The following is an 11,763-nucleotide window of genomic DNA, read 5'->3' as shown; positions in this document are numbered from 1 at the left end:
GGACCGGCTGGTGACCGGGGACCCGCGCAGCGACATCCGCACGGCCTTCTGAGACCGACCCGCACCCCTGACCCGCCAGAGCTTCCCGGCGGCGTGCCGGAACCGCGGCACGCTGCTCCCGGGGCGGCCTACCGTGCGCCAACAGCCGCAGGGCGGATCTCCGCGAGGATGGTCCGTGCCCCCTGGTCGAGGAGGTCCAGTGCGACCGCCGCGCCGAGCTTCTCCGGCTCGTCGGCACGGCCGGTGGAGGCGGCGGTGAGCCGAACGGCTCCGTCCAGGGACACGACCTGCCCGGTGAGGCGCAGCTGGCCTTCCGGCTCATGGGTCACGTAGGCGCCCACTGGGACGCTGCACCCGCCGTGGAGTTCGGCGAGCATGCTCCGCTCGGCCCGGACCGCCGCGTGGACCGTATGGTCGGCCGCCCGTTCCAGCAGCGTCCGCAACTCCTGCTGGTCGCTGCGGATCTGGATACCCAGAGCGCCCTGGCCGGGCGAGGCGGGGAACCGGTCCAGTGGCAGCACCTCGGTGATGTGCTCCTCCAGGCCCAGCCGTCGCAGGCCCGCGACCGCGAGGACCACGGCGTGCACCCGGTTCCTTCCCTTCAGCGCCGCCAGCCGCCCGGGGACGTTGCCCCGGATCGGCACCAGCTCCAGGTCCGGCCGCACCGCCCGCAGCAGCGCGGCCCGGCGGGGGGCTCCGGTACCGACCCGGGCCCCGTGCGGCAACTCGGCCAGCGTCGAGCCGCACAGGGCGTCTTCCACCGCCTCCCGCCCTGGCGGGGCCAGCAGCACCAGGCCTTCCGGCATGCTGGTCGGCAGGTCTTTCAGGGAGTGGACCGCGACGTCGATCTCGCCGGCGGCCAGGGCCGCCTCCAGGCGGCTGGAGAACGCGCCTCCCGCACTGCGCCCGGCGACGTCGGCAAGCAGTGAGACGCGGTCGCGGTCGCCTGCCTCCGTGATCACCCGGCGCTTGAACTCGACGCCGGGGCAGAGCGGGGCGAGCAGCTCCAGGTACTGGCGGACCTGGGTACGGGCGAGTTCGCTGCCCCGCGAACCGACAAGGATGGGCACACCGGCTCCCGGAATCTGACGAGACGTGAGCTCCACGGTACCCGGCCGGAGCGGTGGCGCTTTCCGACAGCGCGTCGGGGACAACGCACCTGTGCGTCATGGGTGTTGGCGCTTCTGGCGGATTGGGGAACAGGTGCTCGATGGCCGGCTGGCGTGGGCCTTCGGTAGGGTCCGTGGCGCGGTTCAGATGAAGCGAGCGAGACGTTGGGAGTAGGGATGCCAGACGACGAGGAGCCCTTGAGCGCCTGGTACGCGCGCCGGGAGGCGAGGCGCCGTCCGATCGGCGAGCGCCACGTCGTCAGTCTGCAAGCGGGTCCGAGCCGGGGCTCGCACGTCGATCCGCAGGCTCCGCGGATCGTCGAGGAGTGGGACGGGCACAGCTGGCAGCCCGTCTCCGTGGCCGACGACTACTCCGCCGCTTGCCGCGCCGTCTCCGCGCTCGACGCAGCCGTGGCGGTGCCGGTGCCCGGGTTCAACCCGCTGGGGCCGGGGACCGGACGGCACCGGAAGATCCCCACCTGACCCGACGGCGGCCCCGGCCACCGAGCGGGAGGAGTGGTCGCCCTTCCGGCCGACGGCGTGCTGCCCGGGCCGGCGGACGCGTCCTGGCCGGCGGCGCCGGACATGCCGGCCGGTCTACGCGGTGCCTCGGTCCGGGCGGGAGATGAGGAGCCTGTCGATGATCCGGTGCTCGGCGAGGAGCCGTTCGGCCTGCTGGAGCAGCAGGGTGTCGCCCAGCTCGGTCAGGTGTACCCCGTCGCTCCACAGGCCGGCCGGGTCGTCGCCGTCGGCGGGTGTGAGGTGCCGGGCGGCGGCGGTGAAGGGGGCCCACACGTCCAGGAACAGCGCGCCGTTCGTGGCGGCGGCCGCGCGGGCGGCCTCGTTGTAGCGGGCGAGTTCGGCGTTCATCGCGGCCACGGTGCCGGGGCTCTCGACAGGGCCGAACGGCGTCTCGGACATGACGATGGTTGTCCGGGCGGGGCCGCCGAGGCCGCCGAGCATCGCTTCGAGGTGCTGGGCGTACTCGTCGAGGTCGACCGCCTCCGGCAGCCGGTTCTGGAAGCGCCGCCACACGTCGTTGATGCCACAGCCGAGGAAGACGAGGTCGTAGTCGGCGCCGGTGGCCAGGTCGCGTTCGACGATGCCGGCGATGTCGCGGCTCGTGGCGCCGCCCAGCCCGTGGTTGCGGATGTCGAAGCCGACGTGGGGCCAGGCGGCGCGCAGGGACAGGGCAAGGCGGTGGACCCAGCCGCGCCGGCGCCACCCCTCGACGGTGATCCTGGAACCGACTGCGGGCAGGGCGGCCTGGTTGGCCATCTGCGCGTTGAACGCCTCCAGGTGCTCCATGATCGAGGTGCCGAAGAAGCCCACGGACAGGGTTCGGGGGCGCTGGCCGGCACCGGTCGGCATGACCTGGTCTGGTCGCTGTTCATGCATGATCTTCCACCCCCGAAGTCCGGACGATCACCAGGCTAGGACAGGGCGGCCCAGCGTATGGGGGCGTTCCCCGAACGTGGCGGCGTCGCCTCCTCACGACGGTGCCGGTTCTCCCAGGCGTCGGCCGGGGACGTCCGGGCCTCGCTCTGGACTACGGGGACGCCCAGTACCGGGCCCAGGTCCGCGCCGCGGTGACCGTGCGCTCCAGGTCCTCTGTCCCGTACTGCTGCCACGCCTCCCACCACCGGGCCTCCGCTTCGGCCAGGACGGCTACGGCCTCCCGTGAGGCCGCCGTGAAGGCGGGCACCTTCGCGCACCAGCGCGCGGCCTGCTCGGCGGTCTGTCTGCCGTCCAGGACCAGCCGGAAGCCCCACAGTGCCGTGTCCAGCCAGGCGGGGGCGCGCATCGCCCACGCCCAGTCGACGAGCCACACCCGGCCATCGCGCTCGGTCATGAAGTTCACGGCCGCAGGATCGGAGTGCGCGAGACGGTCGCCGGTCAGGAGGGGTTCGTCGGACGGGTCGCAGTACTCCCCCCACTTGTCCCAGGCCGTACGTCGCACGACCTCGGGTGCGGCCCGCAGGCTCAGCTCGCGCAGAACTGCGGCGACGGCGTCCAGGTGCTCGCTGTCGTCACCGAAGTACGTCCAGGCCGACGCGTCGAGCCCTTGGAAGCACAGCACGAGCCAGCCGCCAGCCTCCTCGCACCACAGCAACTTCGGCGCGCTCTGCGGAAGGAAGGGGGCCACCGCGACCTCGGCCCGCAGCTGACCGATCCGCTCGTGCCGTACCGGCAGCCCCTTCAGGAACACCATCTCGGAGCCCGTCGTCGGCCAGGCCCAGCAGGCGAGCGCCGCACTGGTCCCGTTCTCCACCTCGACCCGCGGGAAGTCCTCGCCGACCCGTGCCTCGATCGCGGCACGGGTCGCAGTGGGCAACTCGTCGAACGTCAGCCGCTCCACGTACACGGAGCCGTCAGCTCCCGGGCTTGGGCGGCTGGGGGTTGTTCGGCGGGAACGGGGGGTTCTTGTCCGGTCGGGTCGGGGGCCCGGTGGACGGCCCGCCCGGCGGCGGCTTGGACGTGGGCCCGGGTGACGGGCGCCTGAGCTCGGGGAACGTCGTCGTCATGCCGGGAACGTACCGCTGGCTTCAACGTCTCGCCCATGCGTTGCCCGGATTGGCCGGATCGTGTCCGCGGCTGGCCGTCGGCGCGCAGGGACAGTGCAAGGCGGTGGACCCAGCCGCGGCCGTCCAGGCCGCGTGCTCACTCGGTCCCGGCTCGGAGGTGGTGCAGAGCGGTCGCCGCCGCGTCTGCGGCCGGGTGGCCCGAGCCTGCAGCCCGGGCGGCCTGCGCGAGGACGGTGGTCGCCGTGTCGCTGCGGCCGTGCAGGTGGGCGGCGATGCCGAGGTTGAACTGGTCCCCCGGCTCCGGCAGCTGCTGTGAGACCTCGTTCCACTCCCGGGCGCCGAGCGGACGGGGCTTGTGTCCGTGGTTCCCCTCGTCGGCGCCTGCCGCGTATGCGAGTACCCGCCAGTCGGGCGACGCACCACCGGCGGCGCGAGAGAGCAGGCCTGTCGAGGCCCCGTCGGGGACAGCGCCGGCCCAGTCGAGCGCGCGCTCGAACAGGAGCCGGGAGTCCTCGTGGCTTCCCCGGGCGCACCAGAGGCGGTACAACTCGTCCTCGCCGAGGGGGCGGTGGATACCACAGCGCCGTACGTCGATGGCCGCCTGCACGAGGAGATGTCCTTCGGGGGCGCTGCGGGCAGCCTGGTGGTAGTGCCTGACCAGGTTCTCGCCGCCGACGAGGGACTCGGCGAGGCCCTTGCTGACGGGGTAGCCCTTCTCACGGAGATAGCTGCGCTCGCGGGCGGTCAGGGTGAAGGGCACCTTGATGCGGTGCGCGTACTCGAGCAGCACCGTCCGCGCGGGGGCGGTGGCGGGCGAGGTGTCCGCAAGGAGACGGCCGCGCCAGGCGGTGTCCACGCTGGCCAGCACCACGGCATGCGGGAGGGTCTTGTCCAGCACGCCGCTGCCCAACAGCACGAGGTCGGCCGGGGTGAGGCCGTCGAGCCACAGGACGTAGCGGCTGCCTGCGCTGAACCGGCTGGTGAAGTTGGGCTGTACGGCGACTCGGGCGAGATCGAGGGCGGTGAACTGGGCGAATTTGGCCTGCGGGAGGGCGCGCTGCAGGCCCTCGTACGCGGCCCGCGAGACGCCGGAGAGCGGCGGGCCGTCCAGGAGGATCATGGAGTTCATCGGCTCGGCGGCCGAGGCCAGGAGCCGCGAGACCTCGTCGATCGGGTCTGCCGGACCCTCAGGGTGGGGTCGCTGGGGCACGGTGAGTCCTTACGTCCGGTGCGGCACGCTGACCGCGATGGTCGCCCTCGGCGAGGGCTGGTCTTCGTCACTCCCGGCGCGGTCCGTTGCGGGCGCGGGGCGCCGGGACCTGTCAGGATCCGCCGGCTGTGCGGAGGTTCAGAGGTCGGGCCCAGGCTCCGTGGGCAGCGAAGGCGCGCAGCACGGGCTCGATCACGGTGGCCGCGTCGCGAGTGATGCCGTCGGGGGTGAGGGTGGCGCGGTGGCAGATCGGGCGGCCGGCGTCGGTGCCGTAGTCGGCGTACTTGCCGTCGTCGTAGCGGCCGATGGCTGCTTCGACGTCGATGAGTCCGAAGGCCTCGAGTTGGCGGTGGGTCTCGTAGGCGTCGCGGCCGAGTCCGAAGTGGCCGGCGCGCTCGGCGCCGGTGACGTACGGCTCGGCGTGGACGGGGTTCTGGTTGATGTCGAGCCACATGAGGTAGGTGACGATCTCGCTGGGGGTCAGCAGGTTGACCCAGCCGCGGGTGAAGAACTCGATCGGCACGTTGACGCCGGGCAGCGCGGGGCGGGGGACCTTGTACGGGATGGGGGCGGCGGTGGTGCTGGCGCCGCTGTCGCACAGCAGCTGGAAGTCGCGGAAGGGCCGGGAGGTCCCGGCGTTGGGGAGTTCGAGCAGCTGGTGCTCGTGCAGCTTCTTGATGGCCTCGGTGATCTGGCGGGCCTTGTTGACGCGAGGGCTGGCGATCCGCCGGCCGCCGGGGGTGTGGCGGGCGTGCGCGCCGATCAGGGACATCCAGGAGTAGGGCTGGGTGCTGTCGGGCTCGATGGGGATGCGGTTGGCCCACTGGTGGCCGGGGGCGGCCTGGCAGTGGGCGGCGAACAGCAGGACCAGGTGGAGGCGGCCGGCGATGCCGCGCGGGGCGATCAGGCGGGCCGCAGGGGGCTGGTCGGCGCGGGGCAGTCCGTTGCGCTCCCGGTCGACGAAGCGAGGGGTGTCGTGCCGGAGGTAGGTGCGGCGGAGCCGGACTGCGGCGGGGGTACGGCCGCGGGCGAACAGCTCTTCGCTGGCGGTGGTGACGGCGGCCAGGGCTCCGCTGGTGCGCAGCGTGGTGAGCGCGTCGAGGCGGGCCTGGACCTTGGCGGTAGCAGCTGCGGAGCGGTTCACCGACGAGTTCTCACCTTTTGATCGCCACGTTTTGATCCGTATGTTGTGCTCATCGTCATCCATCTATCCAGTCATGGTGTCGACACATGAGGATCAATCCGTGGTGCCAGTGTAGCGGGAGGGGCGTCCCGAAGGGGTCTCATGGTGTGTACGAGCTCCGCCGTCGCACCCGCGGCCCCGCTTCACAGGGGTCCCGGAGTCCTTGGCGGCGGCTCGTGCGGCAGAGGCGGTCCGGGCCCGGAAACGTCTTAGCCCCGGCGACATGATCACGAGGATCAGCGGTCCACCGGGGCTTCTCACCCATGACTATACCCGAATCCGAAGGAGGAACAACGTGACGCACGCTTCCCCGGCCCCCGGAGCCGGCCCGTGGGTGGAGGCCTGGCTGAGCCCGGCCCGCTACGGGGTGTACCTGAACGAGGCCGGCGGCGACCGCACCCGGGCGCTGGAGCTCTACCGGTGGAACAGCGAGCTGTCGTGCGCGGTCCTGCACGACCTCGGCCACTTGGAGGTCGCGCTGCGCAACGCCTACGCCGCCGCGCTGGACGCGACCTGGTCGGGGGCGGGGCACTGGCTCGACGATCCGGCCAGCCCGCTGCGGGCCCCGCTGATGCGTACCAAGCGGGGCGGCCCCCGCGGCCCGCGGCAGGTCGACATCAACGACAAGCCCCGCCGGGCGATCGACGCGGCCCGTAGCCGGTACGGAATGCAGGCCCCGCCGGGGAAGATCATCGCCGACCTGTCGCTGGGGCTGTGGCGCTACCTGTCGTCCTCCGCGCACGAGAAGACCCTGTGGGTGCCGCACCTGCACCGGGCCTTCCCGCCGGGGACCAACCGCGGCCAGGTCGACCGGAAGATCGGCGACCTCCACGGGCTGCGCAACCGGGCCGCGCACTGGGAGCCGCTGCTGGCCGCGCCGCTCACCCGCCGGATGGGCGACCTGGCGTGGGTCGCCGGGCTGCTGGGCCCCGAGCTGGCCGCCTTCATCCAGCATCACAGCGAGGTGTCGGCGCTGCTGGCCAAGCGCCCGTGACGACGGTGCCGGCCGCTGCCCGGCGCGGTGCCCGGGAGCGGCCGGCACCGTCGTCACGGCCTCCCCCCGGGGGTGCCCCGCTTCTGGTCCGGGCGGGGCCGCGGAGTTGTTTTCGTAGGCTCGCCCGGACGCCGGCACGGAGCCGGCGCAGTGCGGACCGCCCTGCGGGGCCGGCCGGGAGGAGGACATCATGCGCGGCACCACGGTGGCGGGCCGGTACCGGGTGGTCGACCTCCTCGGCGCCGGCGGGATGGGCGAGGTCTGGCGGGCCGTGGACGAGCGGCTCGACCGCCCGGTGGCGCTCAAGGTCCTCCTGCACCCCGAGGACGAGGAACTGCTCCGGCGCCTGGAGGGCGAGGCCCGGGCCGCGGCCGCCCTGTGCGATCCGCACGTCGTGGCCGTCCACGACGTCGGCGAGGCCCCTCTGGCCGGGCGCCGGGTCGTCTACCTGGTGATGGAACTGGTCGACGGGCAGCCGCTCAGCCGGCTCCTGGCCGAAGGCCTGCCGACGGTCGGCGACGTCGTGGCCTGGGGGCAGCAGATCTGCCGCGGCCTGCAGGCCGCCCACACCGCCGGCCTGGTGCACCGTGACATCAAGCCCGCGAACATCCTGATCACCGCCGACGGGCGGGTGAAGGTCTGCGACTTCGGGATCGCGCGCCGGACCGACGCGGTCGGCCATCCCCTCACCGGGACCGGAGCGGTGATCGGCACCCCGTCGTACATGTCCCCGGAGCAGGCCCGCGCCGATGCGGTGATCGACGCCCGCAGCGACCTGTACTCGCTGGGGTGCCTGCTGTACGAGCTGCTGACCGGCGCGCCGCCGTTCCCCGGCGGCGGGTGGCCGGTACTGGCCCAGCACCTGCACCAGGCCCCGGCCCCGGTTCGCTCCCACCGGCCCGAGGTGTCCGCCGAGCTCGAGCACCTGGTGGCGGAGCTGCTGCAGAAAGACCCGCAGCGGCGGCCCGCGGACGCGGCGGAGGTCGCCCGGCGCCTTCAGGCAACCGTCGTGCGCGCCTCCACCGCCCCGATCACCGTGCCGGTCGAGACCGTCGTGGTGCCCGTGGACCGGCTGCCCACGGTGCGCGCGGCCCAAGCCCGTCCGCCCGTCGTCAGGAAGGTCTCCACGGGCTCCGCCGACCGCGCGGCCGCCGGGCCCAGGAGGTCGGCACCGTGGCGGGCCGGAGCGCTGACCGGTGTCCTGGTCGGCGGCCAGCTGGCCATGTTCACGGCTCTCCCCGGCCCGGTGAGCGCTGTGCTGGGGCTGGTGGCCGGCGGCTGCGTCGCGGCCGGCTCGCGCCTGGAGGAGCGGCACGACGCCGTCCACGGCCAGCAGGGCGGGCAGGGCAGCGTCGTCGGGGTGTTCGCTGCGATGCTGATCGCCACCGTCACGATGGTGGTGCTGCTGGGGTGGAGCACGCTGACCTGGTGGGTGGCGGTACTGGTCGCAACGGTGACCGGGCCGGTGCTCGTGGCGGGCGCGGCCGGCGTCCGGGCCCTGGTCGAGCAGCTGCTGCGCCGAGGCGGACCGGAGGCCGAACTCGCCTCCACCGCCGGGCTGCTCAGCGGCGCCGTCGGCTACGCGCTGACCGCCTCCGCGATCCACGGGCCGGTCGCGGGCGCCCTCGCGGCCGGGGCCGGTGCCTGGGTGGTGAGCAGTCTGGCCGTCGGGGCTCTGATGCCCTCACCTCGCCCGCGCCCGCGGCACCTGTGAGCGCGCACAGCCAGCTGCAGCGACGAACGGGCTGGCCTTCTCATCGCGGCGGTTGCTGTCTCACCGCTCCGGTGCCGACCCCGCCCCCAGGCGTCGGAAGGTGCTACCGGCGCTGGATCTCCTCGTTGGCTTCGCGCGCGAAGGCAGCCAGTTGTCGCAGGCCGGCGGCGGTGGAGTCCTTGATCATCGAAGTCGGGGAACAATGGGGGACCATGCCCTCGGCCCGCATCTCACCGAGCACGACGAGCATCTCGAGGACCTCGGCGCAGGCGGCGTCATCAAGCGCGTTGGCCGCTTCAAGGCCTACCAGGTGGTCGGTGAGCTCCTGCTGCTGAGGCTCGCTGAGGATGATGGTGTTGCCCGCACGCAGGGTGGAGAACCACGCCGGTTCCGGAGCGCTTCGCTCGGCCAGGTCGGCTCCGGCCCGAAGGAGCGCCGCGCGAAGACGTTCGGCCCGGGCCGGCAGCTCAGGATCTGCCGTCAGCGCAGGGCGCGGAGCGGGGGAAGGGGCTGGTGCGGCGGGTCGGCGGCGGAGCTTGGCGAACACCCGTCGATGATGCCGTGCGACTCCCGCCAGATTCCAACTGCGGCCGGGTGCTGTGACAAGCCCCACGTCAGCGGCTGGACGGGCGAGCTCTGATCCCCCGGTGCGGGCGTCGTGCCGCTGACCAGGGTGCCAACGGGGACCCGGAACGGTTGGGGCTCCAGCACGCTTTCCTCAACGGCGAGGGCCGGTGCGAGCAGGCGGTCGCGGCGGGGACCAGGTGCCGGTCCCCGCCGCGCCTCCTTCTCGGCGCCCCCGGGAGTTGTTCGGATGACGGCGAGGCGTCCCCCTACATGGGGAAGGCCCCTACTCGGTCTCGCAGAACGCCTCGTACCAGTCGCGGACCTCGTAGAGGTCGAGCGGGATGGAGGCGACCAGTTCGAGCAGGCGCGGAGGGACGGGCCACGGGTAGTGCTCCGCGAGGAGAGCCAGGTCGGCCTGGCGTAGTGCCGTGACGCCGGCGCGGTGCCGTTCGTTCAGGTCGAGCTCCTCGTCGGTCTCCTCGGCGGCGGCGAGGTAGCAGGTGACGAACGGGTCGAAGGCCGCTCGCTGGGCGGCCAGGTGCCGGCGGTAGGTGGCGCTGTCCACCGAGGCGGTGTTGGCGGCCTCGCCGTCGTGCGTGCTGGGCATGCCGCACCACTCGTTGACGTACGCGCTCATGGAGTTGAGGTAGTCCTGGGTGTCCTCAGGGTGTGTGTCCGAGTGCTTCCAGTGGCCCGCGCTGGGGCCCGACGATGTGAAGAGGCGTCCCGAGACGCGGATCAGGCCCTCCACCATGCCGGCGAAGGTCAGGCAGCGGTGCGGGTCGGATGCGAGGAGCAGCTCGGCGATGGTCGGCTCGGCGGTGTCGGCGATCTCCTGGGGCAGGAGGAGCCGGTGCTTGCGGCTGTCGCGCCGGTGTCGCATGGCGGGGCCGGCTTCGATGGCCGCGTGCTGGGCCATGAGGGCTGCGGCGCCGGCGGAGGGCGCGGGCTGGTTCGCCCACACCACGGTGTACTCCTCCTCGGCGAAGTCGCCGGAGATCACCTGGACCGTGTAGCTGTGGGCTCCGTCGCTGTCGTGGAGTTCGAGGTCCAGGACTCCGGCGGGTGCGCGCAGCGAGGACTGCCGGGTCGTCTCGTCGAGCGGCGGGCCGATGGCGGTGGAGGCTGCGAGCGCCCAGTCCAGCAGCTCGACCTGGATCTCCAGGCCCCAGACCGCGGGGTCGATCTCCAGCTCGCCGTCGGGGCCGCGGACGCAGTCCAGGTCGTCGCTGCGGACGAGCTCGCCGAGGGAGCGCAGGTCGTCGTCCTGGCGGTCGAGGAAGTCCTCGGCGCCGGGCGGCAGGGCGGGGCGGTAGGGCTCGTGCGCGGTGCCGCCCTCCTCGTGGCGCCGGCAGTTGCCGCTCCAGCCCGCGCCGTCGAAGAGCGACGCGAAGCGGGGATCCGGCAGGACCTTCTCCGCGGCGGTCAGGGCCGCCTCGGCGGCTTGCAGGGTCAGCGGGTGCGGTTGAAGGCCCGCCAGCCGGCACAGGGCCTGCGCGGCGTCCGTGTCCCAGGGCTGCTTGGTGAACGGGTCCCCGCCGGTCCGCGCGGCGCGGATCACCGCTGTACGCGGGTCGACGCGCCGCGTGGGGCTGTCCTCGGCTGCGCCCGGCCACAGCTCCAGCGGCGCCGAGAGGGACTGCCACAGCGGGATCACGCTGGCCGAGTTGCCCGAGGCGTCGACGAGGTAGCGGCTGCCGTCGTGCTCGGTGACCAGCAGTTCGAGGGTTCCGCAGCGTGCCGCCACGGTGCGCAGCAGGCCGACGCGGCGCAGGGTGGCCGACAGTTGCGGTACGAGGGCATCGAGGTGGGCGAGGGTGTGGTCGCGGTGCTCGTGCTCGGTGGGAAGGGCCGGCGTCCCGGCTTCGGGCAGCCGGGCCTGAGCGTGGTGGTCTTCGCCCGGGGCGGTGAGCGTACTCAGGGCGGTGCGCCAGGTGTCCGGGCCGGTGTGGGCGAGGACGATGCGCATGCCGGGCAGGGTGAGCAGGATGTCCTCACCGCTGGTGGCCCAGCGCAGGTGGGGAACGCCGCGTCCGCCCGGTGCGGGAGCGTGGGCGAGGGCTTGTGCCCAGTGGTGAAGCTGCTCGGCGTCGACGCGGATCACGAGCTCTCCGGGACGCGGGATGACGCCGGCGATGCCGAACGGGCCGCCGGTGACAGCGGGGCTGTGACGGCCGTAGGCGCCAAGGAGAGCGGCGAAGACCTGGGCCTCGCCTTCCATCTGGGCCCGGGCGGGTACGGGGATCAGCTCGGGCCCGGTGACCGTCTCGAGTTCGAGGTGGGCGTCGTGCTCGCTCTCCCCGGTGGCCCAGGAGCGCAGCGCGCTGGGGCCGGGGGCCGGGCGGTCGGGGTGCGGCTCGTACAGGGTGTTGATGTCGCGGCGGGCGAGTTCTGCGATTTCGCGGTGGGACAACGGGTCCTCCACATCGGATGGCTGGGTGCTATCCGATAGAGGTGTCGA

Annotated in this window: 10 protein-coding genes; 3 read left to right on the top strand and 7 right to left on the bottom strand. The window is 73.2% G+C overall.

Annotation, left to right across the window (positions count from 1 at the left end; all coding sequences use genetic code 11):
• Positions 1 to 128: 128 nt before the first annotated feature.
• Positions 129 to 1,070: a hydroxymethylbilane synthase gene (gene hemC, locus NBY69_RS31640; protein ID WP_250305381.1), complete on the bottom strand. Its 942-nt coding sequence runs from the start codon at positions 1,068 to 1,070 to the stop codon at positions 129 to 131.
• Positions 1,071 to 1,286: 216 nt separating this feature from the next.
• Between hemC and NBY69_RS31635 the strand changes: the two genes are divergently transcribed.
• A complete protein-coding gene (locus NBY69_RS31635; protein ID WP_250305380.1) occupies positions 1,287 to 1,592 on the top strand; it encodes a DUF6087 family protein in 306 nt (101 codons plus the stop codon).
• 114 nt (positions 1,593 to 1,706) lie between these two features.
• On the opposite strand, the gene NBY69_RS31630 is transcribed toward NBY69_RS31635, so the two are convergent.
• The 4 genes from NBY69_RS31630 to NBY69_RS31615 form a co-directional block, all read right to left on the bottom strand.
• Positions 1,707 to 2,507: a GDSL-type esterase/lipase family protein gene (locus NBY69_RS31630; protein WP_250305379.1), complete on the bottom strand. Its 801-nt coding sequence runs from the start codon at positions 2,505 to 2,507 to the stop codon at positions 1,707 to 1,709.
• 151 nt (positions 2,508 to 2,658) lie between these two features.
• Positions 2,659 to 3,474 (bottom strand): phosphotransferase family protein, encoded by an 816-nt coding sequence (locus tag NBY69_RS31625; RefSeq protein WP_250305378.1) that lies wholly within the window; start codon positions 3,472 to 3,474, stop codon positions 2,659 to 2,661.
• Between the two features lie 296 nt (positions 3,475 to 3,770).
• Entirely contained in the window at positions 3,771 to 4,844 is a 1,074-nt protein-coding gene (locus NBY69_RS31620; RefSeq protein ID WP_250305377.1) for a hypothetical protein, read from the bottom strand.
• Positions 4,845 to 4,956: 112 nt separating this feature from the next.
• The gene (locus NBY69_RS31615) at positions 4,957 to 5,988 is read right to left on the bottom strand and encodes a hypothetical protein (RefSeq protein ID WP_250305376.1); all 1,032 of its coding nucleotides are present in this window, start codon (positions 5,986 to 5,988) and stop codon (positions 4,957 to 4,959) included.
• 334 nt (positions 5,989 to 6,322) lie between these two features.
• Here NBY69_RS31615 and NBY69_RS31610 point away from each other — a divergent pair, with 334 nt between their 5' ends.
• Both NBY69_RS31610 and NBY69_RS31605 read left to right on the top strand, forming a co-directional pair.
• Complete coding sequence (locus NBY69_RS31610) at positions 6,323 to 7,021, top strand: hypothetical protein (RefSeq protein WP_250305375.1); 699 nt, start codon at positions 6,323 to 6,325, stop codon at positions 7,019 to 7,021.
• A gap of 190 nt (positions 7,022 to 7,211) precedes the next feature.
• A complete protein-coding gene (locus NBY69_RS31605; protein ID WP_250305374.1) occupies positions 7,212 to 8,735 on the top strand; it encodes a serine/threonine-protein kinase in 1,524 nt (507 codons plus the stop codon).
• A 103-nt stretch (positions 8,736 to 8,838) separates the two neighbouring features.
• On the opposite strand, the gene NBY69_RS31600 is transcribed toward NBY69_RS31605, so the two are convergent.
• The gene (locus tag NBY69_RS31600; protein WP_250305373.1) at positions 8,839 to 9,282 is read right to left on the bottom strand and encodes a hypothetical protein; all 444 of its coding nucleotides are present in this window, start codon (positions 9,280 to 9,282) and stop codon (positions 8,839 to 8,841) included.
• A 303-nt stretch (positions 9,283 to 9,585) separates the two neighbouring features.
• Positions 9,586 to 11,715: a hypothetical protein gene (locus tag NBY69_RS31595; RefSeq protein ID WP_250305372.1), complete on the bottom strand. Its 2,130-nt coding sequence runs from the start codon at positions 11,713 to 11,715 to the stop codon at positions 9,586 to 9,588.
• Between the last annotated feature and the right edge of the window lie 48 nt (positions 11,716 to 11,763).

This window comes from Streptomyces sp. A 4/2 (genome assembly GCF_940670765.1).
Taxonomy (GTDB): Bacteria; Actinomycetota; Actinomycetes; order Streptomycetales; family Streptomycetaceae; genus Streptomyces.
This window is presented reverse-complemented; position numbering and strand designations above follow the sequence as displayed.

Bases quoted from the DNA above. Each gene is read 5' to 3' on its own strand.
- NBY69_RS31605 (WP_250305374.1), top strand. From the start codon at position 7,212: ATGCGCGGCACCACGGTGGCGGGCCGGTACCGGGTGGTCGACCTCCTC.
- NBY69_RS31635 (WP_250305380.1), top strand. From the start codon at position 1,287: ATGCCAGACGACGAGGAGCCCTTGAGCGCCTGGTACGCGCGCCGGGAG.
- NBY69_RS31630 (WP_250305379.1), bottom strand. From the start codon at position 2,507: ATGCATGAACAGCGACCAGACCAGGTCATGCCGACCGGTGCCGGCCAG.